This is a genomic window from Sulfuricaulis sp., from assembly GCF_041499725.1.
In the GTDB taxonomy this organism is placed as follows: Bacteria; Pseudomonadota; Gammaproteobacteria; order Acidiferrobacterales; family Sulfurifustaceae; genus Sulfuricaulis.
Genome location: NZ_JBGQKW010000010.1, coordinates 1 through 23,988 on the forward strand (window position 1 = coordinate 1; position 23,988 = coordinate 23,988).

Annotated in this window: 27 protein-coding genes and 1 pseudogene; 6 read left to right on the plus strand and 22 right to left on the minus strand. The window is 60.7% G+C overall.

Annotation, left to right across the window (positions count from 1 at the left end; translation table 11 throughout):
* Nucleotides 1–460, plus strand: a pseudogene (locus ACC569_RS03120) (exopolyphosphatase); the annotation flags it as partial.
* 68 nt (nucleotides 461–528) lie between these two features.
* On the opposite strand, the gene ppk1 reads toward ACC569_RS03120, so the two are convergent.
* The 21 genes from ppk1 to phoB all read right to left on the minus strand — a co-directional run bounded on the left by ppk1 (nucleotide 529) and on the right by phoB (nucleotide 17,764).
* Nucleotides 529–2,622, minus strand: a complete 2,094-nt coding sequence (gene ppk1 / locus ACC569_RS03125; RefSeq protein WP_372522040.1) for a polyphosphate kinase 1 — start codon at nucleotides 2,620–2,622, stop codon at nucleotides 529–531.
* 121 nt (nucleotides 2,623–2,743) lie between these two features.
* Complete coding sequence (gene trxA, locus ACC569_RS03130; protein WP_372522041.1) at nucleotides 2,744–3,121, minus strand: thioredoxin; 378 nt, start codon at nucleotides 3,119–3,121, stop codon at nucleotides 2,744–2,746.
* 211 nt (nucleotides 3,122–3,332) lie between these two features.
* Complete coding sequence (gene phoU / locus ACC569_RS03135) at nucleotides 3,333–4,052, minus strand: phosphate signaling complex protein PhoU (protein WP_372522042.1); 720 nt, start codon at nucleotides 4,050–4,052, stop codon at nucleotides 3,333–3,335.
* Nucleotides 4,053–4,373: 321 nt separating this feature from the next.
* Nucleotides 4,374–5,141, minus strand: coding sequence for a phosphate ABC transporter ATP-binding protein PstB (gene pstB / locus ACC569_RS03140; RefSeq protein WP_372522043.1), 768 nt, complete (start codon nucleotides 5,139–5,141; stop codon nucleotides 4,374–4,376).
* A complete protein-coding gene (gene pstA / locus ACC569_RS03145) occupies nucleotides 5,141–5,986 on the minus strand; it encodes a phosphate ABC transporter permease PstA (RefSeq protein ID WP_372522044.1) in 846 nt (281 codons plus the stop codon). The genes pstB and pstA overlap by 1 nt, the downstream gene beginning before the upstream one ends.
* A 3-nt stretch (nucleotides 5,987–5,989) precedes the next feature.
* The gene (pstC, locus tag ACC569_RS03150) at nucleotides 5,990–6,955 is read right to left on the minus strand and encodes a phosphate ABC transporter permease subunit PstC (RefSeq protein ID WP_372522045.1); all 966 of its coding nucleotides are present in this window, start codon (nucleotides 6,953–6,955) and stop codon (nucleotides 5,990–5,992) included.
* Between the two features lie 75 nt (nucleotides 6,956–7,030).
* Nucleotides 7,031–8,107 carry a phosphate ABC transporter substrate-binding protein PstS gene (pstS, locus tag ACC569_RS03155; protein ID WP_372522046.1) on the minus strand — a complete coding sequence of 359 codons (1,077 nt, stop codon included), beginning with the start codon at nucleotides 8,105–8,107 and terminating at the stop codon, nucleotides 7,031–7,033.
* A gap of 150 nt (nucleotides 8,108–8,257) precedes the next feature.
* Entirely contained in the window at nucleotides 8,258–8,470 is a 213-nt protein-coding gene (locus ACC569_RS03160; protein ID WP_372522047.1) for a hypothetical protein, read from the minus strand.
* A 173-nt stretch (nucleotides 8,471–8,643) separates the two neighbouring features.
* On the minus strand, nucleotides 8,644–9,246 hold the full coding sequence (locus ACC569_RS03165) for a DUF6691 family protein (RefSeq protein ID WP_372522048.1): 603 nt from the start codon (nucleotides 9,244–9,246) through the stop codon (nucleotides 8,644–8,646).
* Nucleotides 9,243–9,761 carry a YeeE/YedE thiosulfate transporter family protein gene (locus ACC569_RS03170; RefSeq protein ID WP_372522049.1) on the minus strand — a complete coding sequence of 173 codons (519 nt, stop codon included), beginning with the start codon at nucleotides 9,759–9,761 and terminating at the stop codon, nucleotides 9,243–9,245. Before ACC569_RS03170 ends, ACC569_RS03165 begins: the two co-directional genes overlap by 4 nt.
* Before the next feature lie 127 nt (nucleotides 9,762–9,888).
* Nucleotides 9,889–10,023 carry a hypothetical protein gene (locus ACC569_RS03175; RefSeq protein ID WP_372522050.1) on the minus strand — a complete coding sequence of 45 codons (135 nt, stop codon included), beginning with the start codon at nucleotides 10,021–10,023 and terminating at the stop codon, nucleotides 9,889–9,891.
* 43 nt (nucleotides 10,024–10,066) lie between these two features.
* Entirely contained in the window at nucleotides 10,067–10,375 is a 309-nt protein-coding gene (locus ACC569_RS03180) for a hypothetical protein (RefSeq protein WP_372522051.1), read from the minus strand.
* A 112-nt stretch (nucleotides 10,376–10,487) separates the two neighbouring features.
* Nucleotides 10,488–11,573, minus strand: a complete 1,086-nt coding sequence (arsB, locus tag ACC569_RS03185; protein ID WP_372522090.1) for an ACR3 family arsenite efflux transporter — start codon at nucleotides 11,571–11,573, stop codon at nucleotides 10,488–10,490.
* 44 nt (nucleotides 11,574–11,617) lie between these two features.
* Nucleotides 11,618–12,076 carry an arsenate reductase (thioredoxin) gene (gene arsC, locus ACC569_RS03190; protein WP_372522052.1) on the minus strand — a complete coding sequence of 153 codons (459 nt, stop codon included), beginning with the start codon at nucleotides 12,074–12,076 and terminating at the stop codon, nucleotides 11,618–11,620.
* A gap of 27 nt (nucleotides 12,077–12,103) precedes the next feature.
* Nucleotides 12,104–13,471, minus strand: a complete 1,368-nt coding sequence (locus ACC569_RS03195) for a hypothetical protein (RefSeq protein ID WP_372522053.1) — start codon at nucleotides 13,469–13,471, stop codon at nucleotides 12,104–12,106.
* A gap of 9 nt (nucleotides 13,472–13,480) precedes the next feature.
* On the minus strand, nucleotides 13,481–13,717 hold the full coding sequence (locus tag ACC569_RS03200; protein ID WP_372522054.1) for a thioredoxin family protein: 237 nt from the start codon (nucleotides 13,715–13,717) through the stop codon (nucleotides 13,481–13,483).
* A complete protein-coding gene (locus ACC569_RS03205) occupies nucleotides 13,714–14,673 on the minus strand; it encodes a permease (RefSeq protein ID WP_372522055.1) in 960 nt (319 codons plus the stop codon). The genes ACC569_RS03200 and ACC569_RS03205 overlap by 4 nt, the downstream gene beginning before the upstream one ends.
* A gap of 46 nt (nucleotides 14,674–14,719) precedes the next feature.
* On the minus strand, nucleotides 14,720–15,070 hold the full coding sequence (locus ACC569_RS03210) for a metalloregulator ArsR/SmtB family transcription factor (protein ID WP_372522056.1): 351 nt from the start codon (nucleotides 15,068–15,070) through the stop codon (nucleotides 14,720–14,722).
* Nucleotides 15,071–15,222: 152 nt separating this feature from the next.
* The gene (locus ACC569_RS03215) at nucleotides 15,223–15,729 is read right to left on the minus strand and encodes a phosphate-starvation-inducible PsiE family protein (protein WP_372522057.1); all 507 of its coding nucleotides are present in this window, start codon (nucleotides 15,727–15,729) and stop codon (nucleotides 15,223–15,225) included.
* A gap of 46 nt (nucleotides 15,730–15,775) precedes the next feature.
* Nucleotides 15,776–17,071 (minus strand): phosphate regulon sensor histidine kinase PhoR, encoded by a 1,296-nt coding sequence (gene phoR, locus ACC569_RS03220; RefSeq protein ID WP_372522058.1) that lies wholly within the window; start codon nucleotides 17,069–17,071, stop codon nucleotides 15,776–15,778.
* A gap of 3 nt (nucleotides 17,072–17,074) precedes the next feature.
* On the minus strand, nucleotides 17,075–17,764 hold the full coding sequence (gene phoB / locus ACC569_RS03225; RefSeq protein WP_372522059.1) for a phosphate regulon transcriptional regulator PhoB: 690 nt from the start codon (nucleotides 17,762–17,764) through the stop codon (nucleotides 17,075–17,077).
* Between the two features lie 138 nt (nucleotides 17,765–17,902).
* On the opposite strand from phoB, the gene ACC569_RS03230 reads away from it, so the two are divergent.
* The 5 genes from ACC569_RS03230 (at nucleotide 17,903) to ACC569_RS03250 (ending at nucleotide 22,350) form a co-directional block, all read left to right on the plus strand.
* Nucleotides 17,903–18,280, plus strand: a complete 378-nt coding sequence (locus tag ACC569_RS03230) for a gamma-butyrobetaine hydroxylase-like domain-containing protein (protein WP_372522060.1) — start codon at nucleotides 17,903–17,905, stop codon at nucleotides 18,278–18,280.
* A 7-nt stretch (nucleotides 18,281–18,287) separates the two neighbouring features.
* On the plus strand, nucleotides 18,288–19,049 hold the full coding sequence (gene ubiE / locus ACC569_RS03235; RefSeq protein ID WP_372522061.1) for a bifunctional demethylmenaquinone methyltransferase/2-methoxy-6-polyprenyl-1,4-benzoquinol methylase UbiE: 762 nt from the start codon (nucleotides 18,288–18,290) through the stop codon (nucleotides 19,047–19,049).
* A gap of 96 nt (nucleotides 19,050–19,145) precedes the next feature.
* Nucleotides 19,146–19,754 (plus strand): SCP2 domain-containing protein, encoded by a 609-nt coding sequence (locus ACC569_RS03240; protein WP_372522062.1) that lies wholly within the window; start codon nucleotides 19,146–19,148, stop codon nucleotides 19,752–19,754.
* Entirely contained in the window at nucleotides 19,751–21,409 is a 1,659-nt protein-coding gene (ubiB, locus tag ACC569_RS03245) for a ubiquinone biosynthesis regulatory protein kinase UbiB (protein ID WP_372522063.1), read from the plus strand. Before ACC569_RS03240 ends, ubiB begins: the two co-directional genes overlap by 4 nt.
* Nucleotides 21,410–21,480: 71 nt before the next feature.
* Nucleotides 21,481–22,350 carry a hypothetical protein gene (locus ACC569_RS03250; protein ID WP_372522064.1) on the plus strand — a complete coding sequence of 290 codons (870 nt, stop codon included), beginning with the start codon at nucleotides 21,481–21,483 and terminating at the stop codon, nucleotides 22,348–22,350.
* A gap of 272 nt (nucleotides 22,351–22,622) precedes the next feature.
* On the opposite strand, the gene ACC569_RS03255 is transcribed toward ACC569_RS03250, so the two are convergent.
* Nucleotides 22,623–23,966 carry a S41 family peptidase gene (locus ACC569_RS03255; protein WP_372522065.1) on the minus strand — a complete coding sequence of 448 codons (1,344 nt, stop codon included), beginning with the start codon at nucleotides 23,964–23,966 and terminating at the stop codon, nucleotides 22,623–22,625.
* Between the last annotated feature and the right edge of the window lie 22 nt (nucleotides 23,967–23,988).

Genomic DNA, 23,988 nt, shown 5'->3' on the forward strand with positions numbered 1-23,988 from the left:
CAAGGAGTGGGAACTGGGCGAGACGCAGGCACAAGCGCTCGCCTGGGCGGCACGGTTACACGAAATCGGGCTAGCGATCGCGCACACCAAATACCATCGCCACGGCGCTTATCTTGTCGAGCATTCCGATCTCCCGGGTTTCTCGTTACCCGAGCAGCGCTTGCTCGCCGCGCTCGTGCGCGCGCATCGTCGCCGTTATCCGCTCGAGGTATTCGAGGGTTTCGCGAAAGGCGAGACGCGCATGGTCCGCCGCCTGGCGGTGCTGCTGCGCCTGGCGGTGCTGCTGCACCGCGGGCGCACCGGGAGAGCGCCGCCACGCGTGGTATTGAAGGCGCACGAACGCCGCCTGCGGTTGCGTTTCCCGCGCGGCTGGCTGCGTCGCAACCCGCTTACGGCGATGGATCTGGCGCAGGAGGCGGAATACCTTAAAGCTGCCGGAGTCAGGCTGGAGTTTGAATAGACAGGATTTGCGGGAATTTTCGGGATTTTAATGCGCCGCTTTCTGCTTAATCCTGCGAATTTTACTTTTCAAGAAGTTTCCGCCAACTCCTCGAGCAGGGTGTCCTGTGCCGATACCGGTTCATGGTCCGGCGGCGCGAGGCGCCGGTAACTGCCGTCGCTTAGCAACTCCCACGCCTGGGTATTGTCCGCCAGGTAGACCGCCAGCGCTTCCTTATATACCCGCTCACGCAGCGATTTGTTCTCGGTCGGGAAGGCGATTTCGACGCGGCGAAAAAAATTGCGGTCCATCCAGTCGGCACTTGCCATCCACATCTCCTGATTGCTGTCGTTCTGGAACCAATAGGCGCGGGTATGCTCGAGAAAACGGCCGATAACGGAGCGCACGCGAATGTTTTCCGAGACGCCCGGTACACCCGGTCGCAAGCAGCAGATGCCGCGCACAATGAGGTCGATATTGACTCCCGCCTGCGAGGCCGCGTAGAGGGCTTGTATGATCTGTGATCCCACCAGGGCGTTCATTTTGGCGATGATGCGCGCCGGTTTGCCGGCGCGCGCGTGCCCGGCCTCCCGTTCGATTTTTTCCAGCAGCGATTTATGCAGGGTGAAAGGCGACTGCACCAGTTTCTGCAACTTGCTGGCGCGGCCGATGCTGGTTAGCTGCAAGAACAGTTTGTGCACGTCGTCGCCGATCGCCTCGTCGCAGGTGAGCAGGCCGAAATCGGTGTAAAGGCGGGCGGTGCGGTCATGGTAGTTGCCCGTGCCGAGGTGCACGTAGTGACGCAGGCGCGCGCGCTCGCGCCGCACCACCAGGGTCATCTTGGCGTGCGTTTTGAAACCGACCACGCCGTATACCACGTGGGCGCCGGCTTCCTGCAACAGCGTCGCCAGGCTGATGTTGGCTTCTTCATCGAAACGGGCGCGCAGCTCGATCACGACCGTGACTTCCTTGCCGGCGCGCGCCGCTTCGATCAGGGCGTCGACCATGGCTGAGTTCGGTCCAGTGCGGTACAGCGTTTGCTTGATGGCCAGGACGCCGGGATCGACGGCGGCCTGGCGCACGAAATCAATCACCGGAACGAACGACTCGAAAGGATGATGCAGCAGGACGTCTCCCTGGCGGATGACCTCGAACAGGTTTTTGTTGCGCACGAGTTTTTGCGGCAACCCCGGAGTGAAAGCGGGGTACTTCAGGTCCGGCCGGTCCACCAGATCGTAGATGGCGAGGAGGCGGCTGAAATTCACCGGACCGTTGACTTGGTAGAGGGTTTCTTCGGTTAGCTGAAACTTGTTCATCAGGTAGCCGGCCATGTCCGGCGGACAATTGTCGGCGACCTCCAGACGCACGGTGTCGCCGTAGCGGCGCGACGGCAATTCGCCTTCGACCGCACGCAGCAGGTCATCCACTTCTTCTTCGTCCACGAACAGTTCGCTGTTGCGGGTGACACGGAACTGATAACAACCGGTGACTTCCATGCCCGGGAACAGATCGTTGACATGGGTGTGAATGATCGAAGACAGGAACACGAAGTCATTGGGCCCGGTCGAACATTCCTTGGGCAGTGAAATCAGGCGCGGAAGCGCGCGCGGCGCCTGCACCACGGCGACACCGCCGCGGCGGCCGAATGCATCGACCCCGCGGAGCGAAATGATGAAGTTGAGGCTCTTGTTCAGGATCCGCGGGAAGGGATGCGACGGATCGAGGCCGAGCGGGCTCAATACCGGTAGCAGCTCGTGCTCGAAGTAGTGTCTGACCCAGGCTTCCTGAACCGCGTTCCACTCGGTACGCCGTACGAAGCGGATTTTTTGCCGCGCCAGCTCGGGAATGAGCAGCTCATTAAGCGTATGGTACTGATCTTCCACCAGCCGGTGGGTGGTGGCATTGATTTGCTTCAACACCTCCTGCGGCAGCAGGTTGTCCGGCCCAGCCTGCACCGATCCCGAAGCCACTTGTTCGTGCAGACGCGCCACGCGGATTTCGAAAAACTCGTCGAGGTTGGTGCTGGAAATGCACAGGAACTTGAGCCGCTCCAGCAGCGGTGTGGTCGCATCCTTGGCTTGCTCCAGCACCCGCCGGTTGAACTCAAGCAGACTGAGCTCCCGGTTGAGATAAAGTTCCGGCGACCGCAGATCTTCCAACGGTTTGAGTTCGGCAATATTCATGGGTTGGCCAAAAGGCAACACGAAGTTTATAGACAGATTGCGTCAGTAGTATGACACTTAATGTGACAGCGTTGCAGGGATACCCCCGGATCGCGCGGATCGCAACCGGTTTGGCGCTGTTTCAGGCGGATTTATCGGCCGTGCCCTGTGCTTCGATGTCGCGCCGCACCTCATCCATGTCGAGCGCTTTAGCTTTCTCGATAACCTGATCGAGGGCGGAGGCAGGCAGTGCGCCGGGCTGCGCGAAGATGATGATCTTCTCGCGGAAGATCATCAGGGTGGGAATCGAGCGGATCTGGAAGTAACCGGCCAGGGCCTGCTGCTCCTCGGTGTTAACCTTGGCAAACACGACATCCGGGTATTTTTCCGAGGCTGCTTCATAGGCCGGCGCGAATGAACGACACGGACCACACCACGGCGCCCAGAAATCCACGATGACCATGTTATTTTCGCTGATGATCTGATGAAGATTTTCCTGAGTTACTTCAACGGTAGCCACTTTAAATACCCCGCGGCATCGTGGGGATGCCATCTGAAAGTTAAGGTTGAATGCCTGATTATACCGGCACGAGGTGACTGTATCCGGGATTAAATAGGGACAGATCTGAAAAAATCAAGCCGGATTGGTTCACGCAGTCTGATCTGGCGCCGGGTTTCGGCATCCTGCCCTGATTCAACGGGAAACCATAATACGTAATGGCAGGAGCCGGTCAGCGCGATTCCTTCCCCAGAATTTCCCGTTCCACCTGATCCAGGCTGGTGTGGCGTACGTCCTTGCCCTTGACCAGATAAATAATGTATTCGCAGATGTTGCAGGAATGGTCGCCGATGCGCTCGAGCGCGCGCGCGGCCCAGATGACGTTCAGCACGCGCGAGATCGTGCGTGGGTCTTCCATCATGTAGGTGATGAGCTGGCGCATGGCGCCATCGTACTTCTGGTCGATCTTGATGTCCTCGCGCGCCACGCGCACCGCCGCTTCGATATCGAGGCGCGCAAACGCATCGAGTGCGTCGTGCAACATGTGACGCACATAACCGCCCAGCGCCTGGATCTCGGCGTAATTGTTCTTGGGGCGCTCCTCGGCGGCGAGCCGAACGGCCATGCGTGCGATTTTTTCGGCCTCGTCGCCGATGCGCTCGAGATCGGTGATGGTCTTGATCACCGCGACCACGAGCCGCAGGTCGCTGGCCGCGGGCTGGCGTCGGGCAATGATCTGGCTGCATTCCTCGTCGATGGTGACTTCCATCTTGTTGACCTGGGTATCGTGCATGATGACGTTTTCACCCAGCGCCGTGTCGCCCTTGATGAGGGCTTCGAGGGCTTGCTCGATCTGCTGCTCCACGAGTCCGCCCATTTGCAGCACGCGCGAACGGATGTCCTCCAGTTCAGCGCTGAACTGGCGGGAGATGTGTGTGTGAATTTGTTCCATAGTGCTCTCCGTGAATTCTCGTGAGCCATCCCTGGTGGCACTTCATTAACTTCGTTTTACCCCAGCCCGGACTTTCCTTGCTTCGCATCCCGCTCCGCGCGGAAAGGCCGGGGTTCGCCATCCCTGGCGAACCCGCTCGATGGGAGAAAGGTCCACTGGACCTTTCTCTGTTTCCCTCTCGCCCCTGGCCGGGCGTTCGCCGGCGCTGACACACGTTAAGTGTGTCAGCGACTACCCCGTCTTTCAGCCCGGAGTGCAGCTGACTTCGCTGCACCCGTTCGGTGGCTCGAGTGTCCACTGGACACTCGTGAAAACTCCACCTCACCCATAGCGGCCGGTGATGTAGTCTTCGGTCTGTTTCTTCGACGGATTAGTGAAAATGGTGTTGGTGTTGCCAAACTCCACCGCTTCACCCAGGTACATAAAGGCCGTGAAGTCGGAGACACGCGCGGCCTGCTGCATATTGTGCGTGACGATGACGATAGTATAGTTCTTTTTGAGTTCGTAGATCAGTTCCTCGATTTTGAGGGTCGAGATCGGGTCCAGCGCCGAGGCGGGTTCATCAAGCAGCATTACTTCCGGCTTTACGGCAATGGCGCGCGCGATGCACAAGCGCTGCTGCTGGCCGCCGGACAGGCTCATGCCGTTCTGGCGCAACTTGTCCTTGACCTCGCCCCACAGTGCCGCCTGCTGCAAGGCCCACTCCACCCGGTCGTCCATCTCCGAACGCGAGAGTTTTTCATACAGGCGCACGCCGAAGGCGATGTTCTCGTAAATCGACATGGGAAACGGCGTTGGTTTCTGAAACACCATGCCCACTCGCGCACGCAGACGGAAAAGATCCGTTCCCGGCGCGAGGATGTTCTCGCCGTCGAGTTGGATATCGCCGGTGGCGCGCTGGCCGGGATAGAGTTCGTACATACGGTTGAAAGTGCGCAGCAGCGTGGATTTGCCGCAACCCGACGGACCGATGAAGGCGGTAACCATGTTGGTGGCGATATCCAGGCCGATGCTCTTGAGCGCCTGGTATTTGCCGTAAAAGAAATTCAGGTCGCGTACCTGAATTTTTCCGCTGATATCGTTTTCCATTAGTGATCCATCTGTGCCTTGCTCAGCAGGGCGCGCGCCACGATGCTCAAGATCAACACGCTCAGGGTGATCAGAAGCGAGCCGGCCCAGGCCAGCGTATGCCATTCCGAATACGGGCTCATGGCGAACTGGAATATCACCACCGGCAGGTTGGCCATGGGTTGCATCAGGTCAGTGCTCCAGAACTGGTTGCTGAGTGCCGTGAAAAGCAGTGGCGCTGTTTCGCCCGCAATGCGCGCGATGGCCAGCAGTACGCCGGTAAGGATGCCGGAAAGCGCCGCCCGATAGGCGACGAGCGAGATCATTTTCCAGCGCGGCGCGCCCAGCGCCAGTGTCGCCTCGCGCAATGTATTGGGCACGAGCCGCAGCATCTCCTCGGTCGTGCGGATCACGACCGGCAGCATGATGATGGCGAGCGCGATGGCGCCGGCGAGCGCGGAGAAATGTCCCATACTTACGACCACCAGTTCATAGACGAAAAGCCCGATGATGATCGAAGGTGCGGAGAGCAATATGTCGTTGATGAAGCGAATGGTGCCGGCGACCCAGCTGCGGCCGCCGTATTCCGCCAGGTAGGTGCCGGCGAGGATGCCGACGGGTGTGCCGATCACGGTCGCCAGTCCCACCATGATGAGACTGCCGACAATGGCGTTGGCCAGTCCGCCGATTCCACCGGGGGCCGGCGTATTCTGATGAAACAGGTTCCAGTCGAGAGCCGCGATGCCGTAGCTGACGGTGGTCCAGAGTATCCAGAACAGCCAGAAGAGGCCGAAAATCGTGGCCAGAAGCGACCCCGTGAGGCTCACGATGTTGACGCTACGTCGCCGGAAATAGCGCAAGCCCATGCGTCAACTCTTGGCGCTGTCGCGTGACTCCAGCCCGAGCAGCAGGAGTTTGGCTAGCGCCAATACGATGAAGGTGATCATGAACAGCACGAGCCCGAGCGCGATCAGCGCGGAGGTGTGCATGTCGCCCACGGCCTCGTTGAATTCATTCGCCAGCGTCGAGGCGATTGAATTTCCCGGCTCGAACAGCGAAGCACTCATCCGGTGGGTATTGCCGATGACGAAGGTCACGGCCATGGTTTCGCCGAGTGCCCGCCCCAGCCCCAGGAATATGCCGCCCACCGCGCCGACGCGCGTGTACGGCAGCACCACGTTCCACACCACTTCCCAATGCGTGGCGCCCACGCCGTAGGCCGATTCCTTGAGGAATTTGGGCGTGGTGAGAAACACGTCGCGCATGAGCGCGGTGATATAGGGAATGATCATGATGCCGAGGATGATGCCGGCGGGCAGCATGCCGATACCGAGCGGCGCGCCCTGGAACAGGGCGCCGATGAGCGGGGTATCGCCGAACCGCGTCTGGAGCCAGGGCTGGACATGCTGTGACATGACGGGCGCGAACACGAACAGCCCCCACATGCCGTAGATGATACTGGGGATGGCCGCGAGCAGTTCGATCGCGGTACCGATCGGGCGTCGCATCCAGTCCGGCGCTACCTCGGTGAGAAATATCGCGATGCCGAAGCTCATGGGTACGGCGATCAGAAGTGCGATCAGGGAACTGATCAGCGTTCCGTAAATCGGCACGAGCGCGCCGAATCGTTCAGTAACCGGATTCCATTCGTCGGTCACGAGGAATTTCGGACCGAAGGCGACGAGTGCCTGCCAACCACCGACGAACAGCGACACGATGATGCCGGCAAGAATCACCAACACCAGCCACGCCGAGCCGGTGGTCAAAGCCTGAAAGAAACGGTCCATCAGGCGTTGCCGCGCGCTGATGCTGTCGGAAATGTGTGAACCGCCCATATTCATTATATTTATGGAAAGAGAAAGCGGGGTCACGAAGGACCCCGCAGGTTTACAGCTTGTCTGCCGGCAATCTTACTTCTGGACCATGCTGTCGGTCCAGATGGCCTTGCCACTCGCATCATTGATCTCGGTTTTCCATGTCTCTTCAACCAGTTTTACGACGCTGGCAGGCATGGGCACGTAATCTAGCTGCTCGGCAAACTTGTCGCCGTGATGATAGGCCCAGTCGAAAAACTTCAGCACCTGATGGGCGGTCTCCGTCTTTTCCTGTTTCTTGTACACCAGGATGAAGGTAGCGCCCGTGATCGGCCAGCTCTTCGCGCCCGGCTGATCGGTGAGCATCAGGTTGAAGCCCGGTGTGCCCTTCCAGTCTGCGCCCGCGGCGGCGGCTTGGAACGTCTCGCTGTCCGGCTTGACGAACTGGCCGGCTTTGTTTTGCATCTGGGTAAAGGTCATTTTGTTCTGCAGCGCGTAAGCATATTCGACGTAACCGATCGAACCCTTCAGGCGCTGCACGTACGAGGCCACGCCCTCATTGCCCTTGCCGCTCACGCCGGTGGGCCAGGCGACCGAGGTGTTGTTGCCGATTTTTTCCTTGAACCCGGGGCTTACCTTGGACAGATAGTGAGTGAAGATGAAGGTGGTGCCCGAACCGTCGGCGCGCGACACGACGGTGATTTTGCCGTTCGGCAGTTTCACGCCCGGGTTAAGGTTCTTGAGCGCCGCATCGTCCCAGTTCGTGATCTTGCCGAGGTAGATGTCGGCGAGCACCGCGCCGGTGAGTTTCAGTTCGCCCGCCTTCACGCCCTCCAGGTTCACGACCGGCACCACGCCGCCCATGACCATGGGGAACTGAATGAGACCGATCTCATTGAGCTTTTCCACGCTAAGCGGCGCATCCGAAGCGCCGAAGTCCACGGTCTTGGCGGTGATTTGTTTGATGCCGCCGCCCGAGCCGATGGACTGGTAATTCATGTTCATGCCGGTCTTGGCCTTGTAGGCCTCGGCCCATTTGGCGTAGATCGGGTAGGGGAAGGTGGCGCCCGCGCCGTTAATGGTTGTTTCGGCCTGAACCAGGCCCGCGGTCAGTCCGAACGCGACCACACCGGCGCTGACCAGATGTTTCAGCGGTTTGGATAATAAAAGCATAGCGTGATTTCTCCGAATATGAGTTTGTGTAAATGGCATGAATGCGGGACGCATCTTGCCTCCGCTATATGACATTTGTATGACGGTCATCAGGGCCCGGAATCGCGCGGTATTTGGCGGCTTTGCGTGAATCAGGTCCGTCAGCGTGCATCAGCCGCCGGATGGGGCGCCCGGAATGGGACAGCATTCGGCATAACTCAGGATGCCGGGAGAGCGCCCGTACCAGACGCTGGTGATGTAGACGATTTTCACCACCGAGAGTATGCCCACAACGGTGACGAGCACCACGTTGCCGGCAACGTGGGCCGATTGAAGTGTTGGTGACGAGTTATCGCTGTCGAGTTCCTTGAGGACAAGACACATGAAATCGTCGCCCGGGTGTCCACCCGCCGCGATGAGAGGCGCGGTCAGCGCGGTTTCGGTCGCGCTGACCGCCAGATATTCAGGTCAAGCCCCACCCGCACGCGGAAGACGCGACCACGACAAACGCGGCCATGCGCAAGAGCATGACGACATTAAAAATTGCCGATCAAGTTCTACTTTCCGGAACCCGCTAGCTCTTTGGCGCTGATCGTCCCGCCGCGACGGGATTCAAACCAGGCCCCGAGACGGAAACCGCCCCCCGCGAGACCGGCCAGTATCAGCAGGAACAGCCAGCTCGGCCAACCGGTCAGCCCGGCGAGGGTCTGGCTCTCCGGCCCCTTGCCCGTCTGATATAACGGCTGCAGCGAGTCGTAGAACACGGCGAATACCATCATGCCGATCACCATGCCGAGCATGAAGAACAGGGCGTCAAAGCGGCCGGAGAACAGGCCGACCACGGAAGTGCCGGGGCAGTATCCGCCGATGGCCATCCCCGCACCCAGCATTGCGCCGCCCAGCGCCATGGCCCAGAAGAACATGGTGGGGATTTTCAGGGCGTCGAAGCGCAGCCAGCCGGCCACGTCGAACAGCCACAATCCGATCGCGGCCACGACGATGGCGACAAACATGACCCTGAACACGGTCCAGTCGCGCAGCGCGAACTGGGCGGTCAGCTTGCGCGGGCTGTTGAGTCCCGCGGACTCGATGAAAAAGCCGAACAGGACGCCGGCCGCCAGAACAATCAAGTTGCCTGAATTTTCGAGCGGAAAGTTCATTGCCAAATCCTCCCTGTCAGGGTCGCCACCAGCAAGCCGGCGGCGAAAAAAGCCATCAGAAAGACGAAGGCCGCTACCGCCAGCACCGCGCCGCCGGACAGGCCGAGGCCGCTGGTGCAGCCACCCGCGAGCGACGCGCCGAAGCCGGAGAGCGTGCCGCCGGCCACGGCAAATCCGATTCGCGAGCCCACGCCCGTGCGCGGACCGCGCTCGATCTTGAAGAGAAAGCGCCGCGCGATGAGACTGCCCAGCAAGGCGCCAATGGCCACACCGGCGATTTCCCAGCTGATCCATGAGTTCATCGGATGACTCGCGCCCAGGTAGTTGCCGAGATCAGAATTCATCTGGGTCCAATCGGGTGCCACCGAGGCACTCAGCCATGCCAGCAGACGGCTGAAGAAACCGCTGGCGCCGAGGCCGTGCCCGGTGAATAGAAACATACCCATCAATGCCAGACCCAGCCCCACCCCGGCGGCCAATGGCGGCCAAAAGTCTTGCGGTTTACGTTCAGTCATTGCGAAACTCCTTTTGATTGCAGTTCAAATGTAAGTCTGATTAGTACGCCGGTCAGACCGCCGGCGGATGAATGCCCGTGGCCTAGCAGCATTCGTCAGAACTCAGGATGCCGCGCCTGGTTTCGTATCAGGCGCGCGAGTGGTTGACGAAGTTTGCCACCATGAGCATCACCGGTACCTCGATCAGCACGCCGACAACTATGCACAGAAATACCCAGACCGTGAGATAGCGTTCTGAAGAAGCCCATTTTGGCGCCGGCAAATTTCCTGGCTGTGGTTTCGCTATGTAAGCATTATATTAAATACTAATATTTCTTTATTTTGACGTGCGTCAATACGCGAAAAATACTGCTCAAGAGCCATACCAAAGCGATTATTGCCATGCTCTCGCAGTCAAAAAACAGCAAGTTATCGTTAAATTTGCAGGTTTCTCCTCCGGTTAATTCTTTATTTTTTATCAATACTGACATGGCGGCCTTGAGCTTCAGAGTCGTAGCGTTTGCTGGGCCGGAAAACGCCATCATTGATAAGGAAGTTAAGTAAAGATCAGCCTGGCTGTTTTTTTGGATGGGGGGGGGAGCTGTTTTTTCTTGTTTTTGCTGGCAGTACGACATCAGCGATGGTCGCGAAGCTCGCGAAGGATATTTCCACGCCGGCGGACCGCCACTTACCGGACGACCTTCTGGCCGGAGATGAGGTTGACAGCCAGATCTGTCTTGCGCAAGGTCACACCCCCGGCGGATGAATGCCCGTGCTCGGGCAACACTCATCGTAACTCAGAATGCCCGGCCTGGCTTCGTACCAGCCGCGCGAGTGATTGACGAAATAAGCGACCGCCAGCATCACCGGCACCTCGATCAGTACGCCCACGACGGTGGCGAGCGCCGCGCCTGACTCGAAGCCGAAGAGAGCAATCGCCGTGGCCACGGCCAGCTCGAAGAAGTTGCTGGCGCCGATCAACGCCGAAGGACCGGCGACACAGTGCGGCGAGTGCAGCGCGCGGTTGAGGAAATACGCCAGCCCTGAATTGAAGAATACCTGAATCAGAATGGGCACCGCCAGCAGCAGGATCACGAGCGGCTGGCGCACGATCTGTCCGCCCTGGAAACCGAACAGCAATACGAGCGTGGCGAGCAGGGCGGTGAGCGAAACCGGGTGCAGCGCCTTGATGGTCTGCGCGAGCCGCGCCAAACCAGTTTCGTGGCGCAGGATCGCACGGCGCACGAGCCAGGCGGCCGCGAGCGGCGCGACGATATAGAGCGCTACCGACAGCAGCAAGGTGCCCCATGGTACGGTGATGGAAGACAGGCCCAGCAGCAGCCCGACGATCGGTGCGAAGGCGACGACCATGATGACGTCGTTGAGCGCCACCTGGGTCAGCGTGAAGTTCGGCTCGCCGCGTGTCAGATGGCTCCACACGAACACCATCGCGGTGCAGGGCGCGGCGGCCAGCAGAATCAGCCCGGCGATGTAGGAATTGATTTGCTCCGCCGGCAGCCACGGTCGGAACAGCCAGCCGATGAACAACCAGCCGAGCAGGGCCATGGAGAACGGTTTTACTCCCCAGTTCACGAACAGCGTCACCCCGATGCCCTTCCAGTGCGCCGTCACGCGATGCAGCACCGCGAAATCCACCTTGAGCAGCATCGGGAAGATCATGAGCCAGATCAGCGCCGCGACCGGCAGGTTGATGCGGGCGATCTCGAGGCCGCCCACGGCCTGGAATGCCGTCGGGAAAAGTCGCCCGAGGCCGATCCCGGCGACGATGCACAGGAACACCCACAGAGTGAGATAGCGTTCGAACAAACCCATCCCGGCGCCCGTGGATCGCTTTGCGGTGGTTTCGCATTGTGCGCTCATGCTTCCTCCTTGCCGTCGCTGCGCGCCAGCATTTTCAGTCCGCCGATCAGGCCTTCGACGCGGCTTTTGATGTCATCGCGCGTGGCGCGGAACTTAACCATGATCTCGTCCTCGGTGCCGGTGGCTTTCGCCGGATCTTCCAGCGGCCAGTGTTTTTTCTGAACTCCGGGAGGCAGCATCGGGCAATGCTCATCGGCATGGCCGCAGACGGTGACCACGAGATCGGCCTGCGTCAGCATCTCCGGCGTCACGCGCGTGGATTCCTGGCGCGAGATATCCACGCCGGCTTCGCGCATGACGGCGATGGCGCGCGGGTTCTTGCCGTGCGCCTCGATGCCGGCGGATTTCGCCTCCAGCCATTCGCCGCCCAGGTGATTGGCCCAGCCCTCGGCCATTTGCGAACGGCAGGAATTGCCGGTGCACAGAAACAGAATCCTCGCTTTGCGTTGGTACATTCGATTTCCTGTATGAGCGATCAAGATTTATTGGCAGACTTTGCCCGCGCCGCAGGCGTTTTGGTTTCCCGGCGGATTGCTTTCCGGCGATGGGCAGAACACCGGCGCGAACCCGCCGCCCGGGGTACGGAAGTTGGTCGTCTGACCCTGATACAACCGCGCGGCGAGCAGCTGCACCTCGCCGTCGTAGACATAATTGCGAATATCGAGCTTGAGCGCGGTTTCGGTTCCGTTCTGCCGCAGCCGCCGTTGGCTCGGCGCGATTTGTTCCTGCGCGACGTAACGGCCGGAAACGATCTCGTCCCACACCCGCCGGGTGAGCTTGTCGCCGCGATACGCGGCTCTTCCGCCGTAACCGGCGGTGGGCTTGAAGAACAGTTTGCGCCGCCGCTCCCACAATTCCGCTGCGTGTGCGGCGTCCACCGCGACCGTGCGCGGAATGCCGGTCAGCAGCGTGTGGATGACAGGCTCCGGAACCTGCCACGCGCGCAGCCGCGCGTCGTCGGTCAGCGCGACGAGATTGCGCTTGTCGGCATAGAGCGCATGCACGCGCGGATGTGGCGTGAGCACGACGCTGCCTTCGAGGTAGGCCTGGCGCAGGACCGCGTGCCGCGGTTCATCCAGGGTGAAATCGGTCAGGCGGTTGTATACGAGGTCGATGGCTTGATTCTCATGCCACAGCTTGCCGTCGAGCATCCTGAGTTCGGCCGGATCGGCGATCACGGCCTTGAGTCCGTGACGGCGGAACAGCCGTTCGAACAAAAGAAACTCCGGGTAGAGGTACTGTTCCCGGGGAGCGTCATCCACGATGGAGATGCTCGTGGGCGTTTGCTCGCCGCGTTGCCGGCGCCACTCGCGCAGAAACATCTGGTGGAAAACGTCGTCGAGCGCGCCGATGTCCGCCGGCCCCGGTATCAGCGGCTTCATCGTCTCGCAGCAGGCGGCCTGCGCGCGCGCCAGTGCGGTGTTGAGCAGTGCCCCGCCGGCATTGGTGTTGATCTCAATGAGCTGCGGTCCCGCGGGTCCGAGATGGAAGTCATAGCCCATGAACACACCGCGCGGTCCCGGGTCGAAGCGGGCGACCTCCGGCGCCTCGGCCAGCACCTCCTCGCGATAGGCCGGCAGCGCCACCACAGTTTCTACTGCGCGGATGATTTCGCGCATGCGTTCGACCTGTTGCGGCGTCACGAACACCGCCGTGGCGGAAAAAAGATTCGGCCGGGTGGCGAGCATCTCGTCATAGAGATCGGCGTCCAGTTCGTGCCGCAGCGCGTCGCGGTTGACGGTCACGCACAGACAGTCACGATTGAGCGCCGTGGCCAGGTCTTTGGACCCGGTTGCGGAATGGACCGCGGCGGCATTTACCGTCGATGGTTTGGTAATGAATCTATTCATGCGCTTGCTTCAGCCTGCGAGCCAGCCTTCGACCACGCTCTTGTTCGGCATGCCGCCGGCGTGCACCACCTTGCCGTCGATCACCACGCCGGGCGTGGACATCACCCCATAGGCCATGATGTCGGCGATATTCTCGACCTTTTCTAGATTGACGGCGACGCCCTTGGCACGCGCCGCATCCTCGATGAGCTTCACGGTAGCTTTGCAGTTGGCGCAGCCCGTGCCCAGCACTTTCACGTTCTTCATACGACACCCCGTAAGGAATTGAACAGCAGGCCCACGATAACGAAGGCCGTGGCCAGATATCCGGTGAACGCCCCGAGCAGCGGCCACTTCACGACCTTGCGCAGGATCATCATCTCGGGCAGCGACAGCGCCGTGACCGCCATCATGAAGGCCAGCACCGTGCCGAGCGGCACACCTTTACCGAGCAACACCTCGGCGATCGGGATGATGCCGACCGCGTCGGAATAAAGCGGTACGCCCACGAGCACGGCGCCGACGACCGACAGGAATCCGCCGTCACCGGCGATGCGCGCCACGAAATCCTCCGGCACGTAGCCGTGGATCAGCGCGCCGACCGCGACACCGATCAGCACGAACTTCCAGATGCGTCCGACGATCTCGCGCACCTGCGCGAGCGCATATTCATGCCGGCCCTTGAGCGAGATATCGGGTGCCGCGCGCTGCGCTTCGCCCGTGTGTATCTTCCATACGTACTCCTCAACCCAGCGTTCCAGCTTGAATCGTTCGAGCACGAAGCCGCCGACAAAGGCCACGGTCAGGCCGGTGGCTACGTAGATCGCCGTCATCTTCACGCCGATCACCGAGGCCAGTACGACGACGGCGACCTCGTTGATCATGGGGCTCGCGATCAGGAACGACAGCGTGACACCGAGCGGGATGCCGGCCTCGAGAAAGCCGATGAACAGCGGAATCGAGGAGCAGGAACAGAACGGCGTCACCGCGCCCAGGCCCACGGCCATGAAGCGCGCCGAGATGTTCGAGCGCCGGCGGATGAACTCGCGTACCTTTTCCGGCGCAAGCAGCGCGCGCAGCAGGCCCATGACGTAGATCACCAGCGTGAGCAATGCCAGAATCTTCGAGACGTCCATCACGAAGAATTGCAGCGCTGACCCGAGAGGCGTGCCCTGTAATCCGGCGAGGTCGTAAACGATCCAGTTGGCGAGGGCTTCGAACATGATTTGTCCGGGTGAAATCGTTTTTTGCGCCGATGGGCGCCGGCCGTCAGGCGCAGCAGCGAATCGGCGGCCGGGTCGGCGCGCCGCGCAGGCGCTTGCGGTCCTGTGCGAACGGTTTGGCCGTGGTGTTTGCCCGGCTCGCGGTATTCAGAATTTCGCGCGCCCAGGCCGGTAACCCGGGGTTGATGCGATAGTGGATCCACAGCCCCTCGCGCCGGTCGCTGACGATACCGGCATCGCGCAGCATCGCCAGATGGCGTGAAATCTTGGGCTGGGATTCATCGAGCGCGTGGGTGAGTTCACAGACGCACAGCTCACCCTCCGCGGTCAGCAGCAACAGGCTACGCAGGCGTGTCGGATCGGCCAGGGCGGTAAAGAAGTTTTCCGCGGAAATCATGACATTAATATATGCCAAAACATATATATGATCAAACGTATATTAAATACCCCGGCAGTAGGCCCGGAAAATCGCGGTAATACAGGCTATCCGCACGGGGTGACGGCTGGGGATGGCTACGGTTGTCACCTCGGGGCCGGGACGCGTGGCAACTACCGTGCGTCACTCGCCGCCTCGGGCGAGAAACGCGCCGTCACGATGCGCAGCGCCACGAGCGTGACGATCACGCCCAGCCCGAGCAGCACCTTCCCCGGCGCGTACTCCTTGAACCACAGGCCCATCAGCTCGCCGATCAGTACCACCAGGGCGGTATCGAGAATAAATGTGACACGCACGCGTCCGAGTTTCAGATACGCCTGAAGCGTGCGGATGACTTCCAGAAGCGCCAGCATGATGAGCGCTTTTATGATCACGTGTTCGGCAATGCTCGCCCAGCCTGCGGCGAGCGTTTCACGCAGGCCGGCAACCAGGTGAATAATCCCCGCCAGCATCCACAGGCACAGCGCCAGGATCAGCAATCCGGTGAGATGACGGACCAGGGCGGGATAAATAACATCGGCGGTAACTTGGCCGGGAATGTTTGCTTCCGTGGGTTGTTCGGCGGCGGAGGCTGCTTCGATGTGGTGGAATTTACCGGCTAGATTACTCATGGCCGGCATGATGGACTGCCACCATGAAATTTGTATTACACCGGTGCCGGGAACATCAAGCGCGGGCAACCCGCTGCTCTGGAAAGACGCAGTGAAATGCGCTGCCTTGGCCGACATCACTTTCGATTTCAAGTCTCGCGTCGTGGCGCAGCAGCACGTGCTTGACGATGGACAGTCCCAGGCCGGTGCCGCCCGAGGCGCGCGAGCGCGCCGTATCCACGCGGTAAAAGCGTTCCGTCAGGTGCGGAAAATGTTCCGGCGCAATGCCTTCGCCGGTGTCGGTGACGGCGAATTCCGCGCCGTCACCCGCGGCGCGCCACGTGAGCCGGATCGTGCCACCGGCAGGTGTGTAACGCACGGCGTTGTTGATCAGGTTGGAAAACGCGCTGTGCAGTTCCTCGCGGCTGCCGAGCAGCTTGAGCGAAGGATCGGTCTCCAGTGTGATGTCGTGGTGGTTCTCTCCACTTAACAGCATCGCCTGCTCTTTGAGACTTGTGAGAAGCGCGGAGACATCCACCGGTTCATCGTGCGTACGCGGTGACGCGGTCTCCAGTTTCGAAAGCATGAGCAAATCGTCCACCAGGCGCTGCATGCGCAGGGATTGCTCATGCATGGTGGAAAGATGCTTCTTGAGGTCTTCCATCTTGATTTGGTCCATCTGCCGCAGCGTCTCGACGTAGCCGCCGAGGACCGTGAGCGGCGTGCGCAGCTCGTGCGAAACGTTGGCCACGAAGTGGCGGCGCATCTGTTCCAGCCGCATCAGCCGGGTGACATCGCGCCCGATGACGAGTTTCTGGCTGCTCCCGAAAGGGGTGATCTGGATGGAGACGTGGATTTCTCGGTTGTCCGGCGAGGTGATCTCCAGCGGTTCGACGTATTCACCGCGTTCCAGGTACTGGGCGAAGCCGGGCACGCGCAGGAGATTGAGCAGGCGCACGCCGGCGTCGTGCGGATAACGGATGCCGATCAAGCCCGCGGCGGAGCGATTGGCCCATTCGATGTCGCCCGCTTGCGACAACACCACCACGGCATCGGGCATCGCCGAAGCGGCTTTCTGAAATCGTGCAAGCATGCCGCTCAGCTGATCCTGGCGACGCGAGGCCTGTTTGACGAGCTTGTAAATTTCGTCGAACACCTCGCCCCACAATCCGCCGGCTTCCGGAATATCGCCGGCGCGGCGGTCGAGCAGCCAGCGATGCAGATTCCGCAGGTGCCGCAGTGTCCAGGCGATGTAAAAACCGAACCCGCAGGCGGCGATCAGGAACGGGTGATCGGTGAGCGCGCCGAAGAAGAGGCTCAATACGGCGATGCCGATGAGAATCCAGATTTCGCGCCATAGGCCGGGATGCATGCGTTATTCCTGCATCGAGAAACGGTAGCCGGCGCCGCGCACCGTCTGAATCAACCGGTCGTGCCCGGTGGCAGTCAGTATCTTGCGCAGGCGGCGGATATGCACGTCCACGGTGCGTTCTTCCACGTACACGTTATTGCCCCACACGCTGTCGAGCAGGCGCTCGCGCGAGTGCACGCGCTCGGGATGGGTCATGAAGAACTGCAGCAGGCGGAATTCCGTGGGCCCCAGTTCCAGATGCTGTCCACGCGCGCTGACGCGATGCGTGACCGGATCGAGCGTCAGTCCACCGATTTCCACCGGCGATTCGGCCGCATGCGGGGCCGTGCGTCGCAGCAGCGCCTTGATCCGCGACAGCATTTCGCGCGTGGAAAACGGTTTGGTGATGTAATCGTCCGCGCCGCTATCGAGCCCAGTCACCTTGTCCGTTTCTTCCGTGCGCGCGGTCAGCATGATGATAGGGATATCCCGCGTCAGTTTCTCGCGTCGCAGGCGTCGGGAGTATTCGACTCCGCTTAGTCCCGGCAACATCCAGTCGAGCAGGATCAGATCGGGCATGTCCGCGAGGATTTTTGCCTGCGCCTCGGCGGTGTCAGCCGCCTCGATGCAGTCGTAGCTCGACTGCGAGAGGGCCAAGCAGACCATCTGCCGGATCGCGGATTCGTCGTCGACAATGAGGATTTTGGCCCGCATGGTTTAGTGTCCGGGCTTAATAACCCTTGAGTTTGCCGCATTTCATACCATAAATATGACATTTTGGTTACCATTAGCCGTTTCAGCGCCTGCCTGCCGTCAAAAACAGGGGGCCGAGTGAATCTAGGCGGGAAAAGCATGCGAAAAAACACAGTCAGACCGACGGACATCAAATTGCACCAGAAATCGCGCATTCTCGAGGTGTCGTTCGACGATGGCAGCCATTTCAATCTGCCCTGCGAATATCTGCGGGCGTATTCGCCGTCGGCCGAGGTGCGCGGCCACGCGCCGGGACAGGAAGTGCTGCAGGTGGGCAAGGAGAACGTGAATATCACCAACATCGAGCCGGTGGGCAGTTACGCCGTATGCCTGTTTTTCGACGACGGCCACAGCACCGGGATTTATTCCTGGGATTGGTTGCATCATCTGGGCACAGACCAAGACAGCCTGTGGAAACAGTACCTGGAACGGCTGACCAAGGCGGGCGTGGTCCGCAAGCCCAAACCGGTGGGATAAATATCTCATGCCATCGCCCGGTAAGCAGGAGCGCACCACGCACTTCGGATTCCGCGAGGTGCCGGAGTCGGCCAAGGACAATCTCGTCGCCGGGGTGTTCCATTCGGTCGCCAGTAAATACGACCTGATGAACGACCTCATGTCGCTCGGCATCCATCGCCTGTGGAAACAGTTCGCGACCGAGGCGAGCGGTGTACGCGGCGGATTTCGCGTGCTCGACGTGGCCGGCGGTACCGGCGACCTGGCGGCGAAATTTGCCGCGCGGGTCGGCCGGCGCGGGCAGGTGGTGCTCGCTGACATCAATGAATCCATGCTCGGGGTCGGGCGCGCGCGCCTGGCGGATCGCGGCATCGTGGGCAATGTCGCGTTCGTGCAGGCGAACGCCGAGAACCTGCCGTTTCCCGAGAATTATTTCGATCGCGTGAGCATCGCCTTCGGGTTGCGCAATGTGACGCACATCGATCGCGCGCTGTCCTCCATGTTTCGGGTGTTGAAGCCGGGCGGGATGCTGCTGGTGCTCGAGTTTTCCCGTCCGGTGGTGCCGGGGCTGAACAACCTTTACGACGCCTATTCCTTCAATGTCCTCCCGTGGCTCGGACGCGTGATCGCTCAGGATGAAGGCAGTTACCGTTACCTCGCGGAATCCATCCGCAAGCATCCCGACCAGGAAACGCTGAAGACGATGATGGAGCGTGCGGGATTCGGGCGGGTGCAGTATTTCAACTTAAGCGGCGGCATCGTCGCCTTGCACAAAGGCTATAAATTCTGAACCCCACCACGGCGCCAGGAACGTCAGGGATGCGAAAATTAAAATGGATTTTCCTGGCGACCCTTGTGTCCTGGCGTTCATTTTTAAAATGTTCAAATGACATCACCTTTCACAACGCTGACTGAAGAGACCATCAATCGTATCCTGCGTCTCGACCCCGATACGCTTGCGCGACTGGGCGAACTCCAGGGCAAGGTGATCCGGCTGCGGCTGGGGGGCGCCGATCCCGTCGAGATTTTTGTGCTGCCATCCGAAACCGGGATCAGTTTGCGTGGGCACCACGACGGCGCGCCGGATGTGACGCTCGTGGGCGACATTCCGGTGTTTGCGAAATTGGCGCTGCGGCGCGTGGCGTCCGATGTCATGGTCGATGGCGAGATCCAAATTAGCGGTGACATCGATCTCGGACAACGCTTCCAGCGTCTCCTGGAAAAAATCGATATCGACTGGGAAGAACCGGCGGCGCGCGTACTGGGCGACGTCGCGGCGCATCAGTTGGGTAACGCGCTGCGCCATCTGGGCGGCTGGACCCGGCGCTCGCTGCATACGCTGGGCGAGGATGCCGCGGAATACCTGCAGGAAGAAAGCCGCCTGCTGCCCTCGCGTTCACGTACCGAGGCGTTTCAACAGGCCGTGGAAGCGTTGCGAGGGGAGGCCGAGCGCCTGGAATCGCGCCTTGAGCGCTTGCGTGAGGGCGTCAAATGATCCGTCCGCGCCAGTTCGCCCGCCTGCTGCGTATCACGCAGGTCTTCGTCCGGCATGATCTGGACGAGTTCGTCACTGCGATCCATCTTTTCCGCCCCTATCGTTTGTTGCTGCGGCTCGCGCCATGGCGGCTGTTCGCACGCCGCGGTCTACCGCGCGGCGTGCGCCTGCGCGAGGCGCTGGAGGAACTGGGACCGGTGTTTGTGAAATTCGGTCAGATGCTGTCCACCCGCCCCGACCTGCTGCCGGAAGACATCGCCGAGGAACTGGCGCGGCTTCAGGATAACGTGCCGCCGTTTTCCGGCGATGAGTCGGTGCGTCTGATCGAGCAGGCGCTGGGCGGCAAACTCGACGCCTTCTTCAGCGAATTCAGCCGCGTACCCATCGCCTCGGCCTCGGTGGCGCAGGTGCATATCGCGCGACTGCACGACGGCAGTGAAGTGGCGGTCAAGGTGCTGCGCCCCGGCATCGAGTCGGTCATCGAGCGCGATCTCGAACTGCTGTACATGCTCGCGCGCCTGGCGGTGCGCTACGTGCCGGATACTCGCCGGTTTCGACCCGTCGAAGTGGTGGATGAATATAACAAGACCATCCATGACGAACTCGACCTGCGGGTGGAGTCGGCGAATGCGAGCCGCCTGCGCGCTAACTTTCAAGACTCTAACCTGCTTTACGTTCCGAAAGTCTACTGGGACCTCACCCGCCGCACGGTCATGGTGCTCGAGCGCATCCACGGCATTCCCGTCGGCAATGTCGAGGGCCTCAAGGCTGCCGGCGTCGACATGCGTAGGCTGGCGCACAACGGTGTGGAGATTTTCTTTACGCAGGCGTTCCGCGACGGGTTCTTCCACGCTGACATGCATCCAGGCAATATCTTCGTCTCGCCCGAGGGCCAGTACCGCGCGGTGGATTTCGGAATCATGGGCACGCTCGGCGAAAAGGATAAACGCTACCTCGCGGAAAATTTCCTCGCGTTTTTCAACCGCGATTACCACGCCGTGGCCGACGCCCACCTGCGCGCCGGCTGGGTTCCGGCGGGCACGCGCATCGAGGAGTTCGAGGCGGCGATCCGCACCGTGTGCGAGCCGGTATTCGCGCGCCCCATCAAGGACATCTCCTTCGGCCGGTTCCTGCTGCACCTGTTTCAGACTGCGCGGCGTTTCAATATGGAAGTCCAGCCGCAACTGGTGCTGCTGCAGAAAACGCTGTTCAATATCGAGGGTCTGGGCCGGCGGCTTTATCCCGACCTCGACTTGTGGGACACCGCCAAACCCTATCTCGAACGTTGGATGAGCGAGCACATGGGGCCACGCGCCTTCATACGAACGCTGCGCAACGAATTTCCCAAATGGTGGGCCATGCTGCCGGAAATCCCGGCGCTGGTGCACGAGGGCCTGCGGCGTGCGGGCCGGGAAGAATCGGCCCGGGAATCCACGGCACGCGAAATCGAGCAGCTGCGCCGCCAGCTGCGCCGCCAGCATCGTCGGCTTTATTTCGCTGCCGCCGGCAGCGGCTTGCTGATCGCCGGTGCGGTGATGCTGGGTATGGACGTTGCGCCTTACGGCGAGGCGTCATGGGGACGTGTTTTGGGATGGGCGCTCGCTGCGATGGGCGGTTTTATGCTGCTGCGAGGCTGGCCGGAGCAGATTCCGTGACAGACGGCATGTCGGGCCGGCGGGCCATTATGCTAGAATTCAATCACAATATACGGATGATCGGTATAGATATGAAGGTTGTCAGAAAAACCCTTCTCGCGGGTGCAGTGTTGCTGGCCAGCACGGGTTCGGCTATGTCCGCTCAGTCAGGAAAACTCTCCTGGTTCGATGACGCCCCTTTCGCGGGCGTGGGCGCCCTGGGGGTTCCCCAGGTGCAGCTGCGGAACCCGTCCGAATACAATTCCTTCGGGCTTGACCTCTACCGGTCTCAGCGTGCCGTTGGCGAAGACAGCTATCCCGCGGAAACCGGCGATGTCGGAGTCGGCGCCAGCTCGGTCAGCTTTTATGGGGAAATCGAGACCCCCGGTAACCAGCACCCCTCGTCTTTTGAAGAGATATCCGGCAACCGTGTCAATGCCTTCGGGGTGAGGTGGCAACATCATGTGGACACCATGAACAGCTTTGTGATCTCCGCCGAGTACGGTGAGGGCGCGGCCGTCAATCCGTCACCGCTTGATACGCTGGATACCCGCGCCGCGATTTCCTGGACCAGCCGTTTGCCAAGCGCCGTGAAACCGAGCGTTACCGGCAGCGTTTTTCTCGGCGATGAGGTGGCGCGCGAGGAAATCTATCGGCATCTCGGACGCCGATATTACGGCTTCACCGTCGGCGGCAGCCTGACGCTGTTCCAGTCGCACACGCCTTACGTGTCGTTCAAGATGCAGAAGAGTCTGTATGACACGGCCGACGAGCCGTCATTCGTCTCCCCGCGCAGCGGCGACCGTTCCTTGCTGTCGGCGGGCTGGAAGTGGCAGGTGCAGCGCGGTTTCAGTCTCCAGGCCGAAGCGAGTTACGGTTTGGGAAGCTCCACCACGAGTCTGGACCCGTATAGCCTCGAACGCAGCCGGATCCTTTTCGGCACACGCTTCGGTTTTAAATAATTTATTTCACAGGTTTTACAGGTTTTTTCAGGATTCACCGGGCGAGCCGGAAATAGACGAAGACACTTTGTGGCCCAGGGTGCAACAAAAACCGTTGCACCCGTTCGGCGGCGCCGCTGCACGTTAAGTGCATCGGCGACAACCCCGCCTCACCTTCGTCCCGGCGAGCGCCCAGCCACGGATGGCTGGGCCGGGTAATTCGAAGTCTTCGTGGCCGCGCCAGGGACGGCGTACATGTTCTCCCCCCGGGCGTTGCAATTTTGCCCCTGCCTTTATTTACCTTGAGCCTTGAAGAAGCTGATGCCCTTGAGCAGGTTCAACGCTTCCTGCAGCTGGTAGTCTTCGACCGCGGGCTTGCCGGTTTCGTCCTTCTTCTTGTCGTCTTTCTTGTCTTCCTTCTTCGGCTCTTCTTTTGGTTTGGCGATTTCATCGCCATTTTCCAGGTGGCGTGCGAGATCCGCTTCCCGCAGGTGGTCGGCGGCTTCGCTCTTGGTGATCCTGGCCTCTTCCGTCACGATGTCAGGCACGATGCCGGAGGCCTGGATCGAGCGGCCGCTCGGCGTGTAGTAACGCGCCGTGGTGAGCTTGAGTGCTCCACCGTTGCTCATGGGGATAATGGTTTGCACCGAGCCTTTGCCGAAGCTCTTCGTGCCCATGATGACGGCACGCTTATGATCCTGGAGCGCGCCGGCGACGATTTCCGAGGCCGAGGCCGAGCCGCCGTTGATCAGCACCACCAACGGCGCGCCGTTCAACAGGTCGCCCGGGGTGGCGGACAATTTCATCTTGGAATCCGCCACGCGACCTTCGGTGTAGACGATGAGCCCTTTGTCGAGGAAGGCGTCGCTGACACCCACTGCCGAGTTGAGTACGCCACCGGGATTATTGCGCAGATCGAGAATCATTCCCCGGAGCGTGCCTTTGTTTTCCGTCTCCAGTTTCTTGAGGGCTTCCGCCAGGCCCTTGTCGGTCCCGGCTTGGAACTGGGTGATGCGCACATAACCAAAACCCGACTCCAGCATCCGACTCTTTACACTCTGGATCTTGATGACCGCGCGCGTAAGCGTGATCTTGAGCGGCTTGGTCGCGCCTTCGCGCACGATGGTGAGTGTGATGTCACTGCCGGGTTTGCCGCGCATGAAGCGCACGGCCTCGGTGAGGGTGAGACCCTTCACGGCCTTGTCGTCGAGCCGGATGATGAGATCGCCGGGCTTCACGCCGGCGCGCGCGGCGGGCGTATCCTCGATCGGCGAGACGACCTTGACGAAGCCGTTTTCCATCGTGACTTCGATGCCGAGACCGCCGAACTGGCCCTCGGTTTCCACGCGCATGTCCTTGAAGCTGTCCGCATCTAGATAGGCGGAATGCGGATCGAGTCCGGCGAGCATGCCCTGCACGGCGTCTTCGAGGAGTTTCTTGTCTTCGACCGGTTCGACGTAATCGGACTTGATGCGGCTGAACACCTCGGTGAAGCTGCGTAGCTCATTCAGCGGCAGCGGCGCCAGGGCTTCCTTGGGTTCGTCGCGTTCGGCCAGCACACCCATATCGAGGATGATCGCTGCGCCGACGAACATCCCGAGAAACAGGACCAGAATATAACGTGTTGCAAGTTTCATTAATGATGCTCCGTTTGATGGA

Bases quoted from the DNA above. Each gene is read 5' to 3' on its own strand.
- pstA (WP_372522044.1), bottom strand. From the start codon at position 5,986: ATGGGCTTGCGCTATTTCCGGCGACGTAGCGTCAACATCGTGAGCCTC.
- ACC569_RS03230 (WP_372522060.1), top strand. From the start codon at position 17,903: ATGCGAAAAAACACAGTCAGACCGACGGACATCAAATTGCACCAGAAA.
- ACC569_RS03215 (WP_372522057.1), bottom strand. From the start codon at position 15,729: ATGCCGGCCATGAGTAATCTAGCCGGTAAATTCCACCACATCGAAGCA.
- ACC569_RS03210 (WP_372522056.1), bottom strand. From the start codon at position 15,070: ATGATTTCCGCGGAAAACTTCTTTACCGCCCTGGCCGATCCGACACGC.
- ACC569_RS03180 (WP_372522051.1), bottom strand. From the start codon at position 10,375: ATGTCGTACTGCCAGCAAAAACAAGAAAAAACAGCTCCCCCCCCCATC.
- ACC569_RS03160 (WP_372522047.1), bottom strand. From the start codon at position 8,470: ATGTGTCTTGTCCTCAAGGAACTCGACAGCGATAACTCGTCACCAACA.
- ubiE (WP_372522061.1), top strand. From the start codon at position 18,288: ATGCCATCGCCCGGTAAGCAGGAGCGCACCACGCACTTCGGATTCCGC.
- phoU (WP_372522042.1), bottom strand. From the start codon at position 4,052: ATGGAACAAATTCACACACACATCTCCCGCCAGTTCAGCGCTGAACTG.
- pstB (WP_372522043.1), bottom strand. From the start codon at position 5,141: ATGGAAAACGATATCAGCGGAAAAATTCAGGTACGCGACCTGAATTTC.
- ACC569_RS03250 (WP_372522064.1), top strand. From the start codon at position 21,481: ATGAAGGTTGTCAGAAAAACCCTTCTCGCGGGTGCAGTGTTGCTGGCC.
- ACC569_RS03195 (WP_372522053.1), bottom strand. From the start codon at position 13,471: ATGAATAGATTCATTACCAAACCATCGACGGTAAATGCCGCCGCGGTC.
- ACC569_RS03240 (WP_372522062.1), top strand. From the start codon at position 19,146: ATGACATCACCTTTCACAACGCTGACTGAAGAGACCATCAATCGTATC.
- arsC (WP_372522052.1), bottom strand. From the start codon at position 12,076: ATGTACCAACGCAAAGCGAGGATTCTGTTTCTGTGCACCGGCAATTCC.
- ppk1 (WP_372522040.1), bottom strand. From the start codon at position 2,622: ATGAATATTGCCGAACTCAAACCGTTGGAAGATCTGCGGTCGCCGGAA.
- ACC569_RS03165 (WP_372522048.1), bottom strand. From the start codon at position 9,246: ATGAACTTTCCGCTCGAAAATTCAGGCAACTTGATTGTTCTGGCGGCC.
- ACC569_RS03200 (WP_372522054.1), bottom strand. From the start codon at position 13,717: ATGAAGAACGTGAAAGTGCTGGGCACGGGCTGCGCCAACTGCAAAGCT.
- pstS (WP_372522046.1), bottom strand. From the start codon at position 8,107: ATGCTTTTATTATCCAAACCGCTGAAACATCTGGTCAGCGCCGGTGTG.
- phoB (WP_372522059.1), bottom strand. From the start codon at position 17,764: ATGCGGGCCAAAATCCTCATTGTCGACGACGAATCCGCGATCCGGCAG.
- ACC569_RS03170 (WP_372522049.1), bottom strand. From the start codon at position 9,761: ATGACTGAACGTAAACCGCAAGACTTTTGGCCGCCATTGGCCGCCGGG.
- ACC569_RS03255 (WP_372522065.1), bottom strand. From the start codon at position 23,966: ATGAAACTTGCAACACGTTATATTCTGGTCCTGTTTCTCGGGATGTTC.
- pstC (WP_372522045.1), bottom strand. From the start codon at position 6,955: ATGGGCGGTTCACACATTTCCGACAGCATCAGCGCGCGGCAACGCCTG.
- phoR (WP_372522058.1), bottom strand. From the start codon at position 17,071: ATGCATCCCGGCCTATGGCGCGAAATCTGGATTCTCATCGGCATCGCC.
- ubiB (WP_372522063.1), top strand. From the start codon at position 19,751: ATGATCCGTCCGCGCCAGTTCGCCCGCCTGCTGCGTATCACGCAGGTC.
- arsB (WP_372522090.1), bottom strand. From the start codon at position 11,573: ATGGGTTTGTTCGAACGCTATCTCACTCTGTGGGTGTTCCTGTGCATC.
- ACC569_RS03205 (WP_372522055.1), bottom strand. From the start codon at position 14,673: ATGTTCGAAGCCCTCGCCAACTGGATCGTTTACGACCTCGCCGGATTA.